The organism is Serratia sp. PL7 (genome assembly GCF_945957435.1).
Genome location: NZ_CAMFLB010000112.1, coordinates 1 through 660, shown reverse-complemented (window position 1 = coordinate 660; position 660 = coordinate 1). Strand labels below are relative to the sequence as shown.

2 protein-coding genes are annotated in these 660 nt (G+C 52.6%); both read left to right on the top strand.

Annotated features, from left to right (window positions below; genetic code table 11):
• A partial coding sequence (gene rplF / locus N6G83_RS54480) for a 50S ribosomal protein L6 (protein ID WP_260524442.1) occupies window positions 1-459 on the top strand: 459 nt, incomplete at its 5' end.
• Window positions 460-468: 9 nt separating this feature from the next.
• Window positions 469-660 (top strand): 50S ribosomal protein L18 (locus N6G83_RS54475; RefSeq protein WP_312847444.1); only part of this gene is annotated, 192 nt, incomplete at its 3' end.

Here is a 660-nt window from a genome sequence, read left to right as displayed (position 1 = left end):
ATTAAGGGTAAAAACGGCGAGTTGACTCGTACTATCCACGACGCCGTTGAAGTGAAGCAAGAAGCTAACGCACTGACTTTCGCTCCGCGCGAAGGTTTTGCTAACGCATGGGCTCAAGCGGGTACCACGCGCGCTCTGCTGAACGCAATGGTTGTTGGTGTTACCGAAGGCTTCACCAAAAAGCTTCAACTGGTAGGTGTTGGTTATCGTGCTGCCGTTAAAGGCAACGTGGTGAATTTGGCCCTGGGCTTCTCTCACCCTATCGATCACCAGCTGCCGGCAGGTATCACTGCTGAATGCCCAAGCCAAACTGAAATCGTGCTGAAAGGCGCTGATAAGCAGGTTATTGGCCAGGTAGCAGCAGATCTGCGCGCTTACCGTCGTCCTGAGCCTTACAAAGGCAAAGGTGTTCGTTACGCCGACGAAGTCGTGCGTACCAAAGAGGCTAAGAAGAAGTAAGGTAACACTATGGATAAGAAATCTGCTCGTATCCGTCGTGCGACCCGCGCACGCCGCAAGCTCCAAGAGCTGGGTGCAACCCGCCTGGTGGTACATCGTACCCCGCGTCATATTTACGCACAGGTGATTGCTCCAAACGGTTCTGAAGTACTGGTAGCCGCTTCTACTTTAGAAAAAGCTATCGCGGAGCAACTGAAGTAT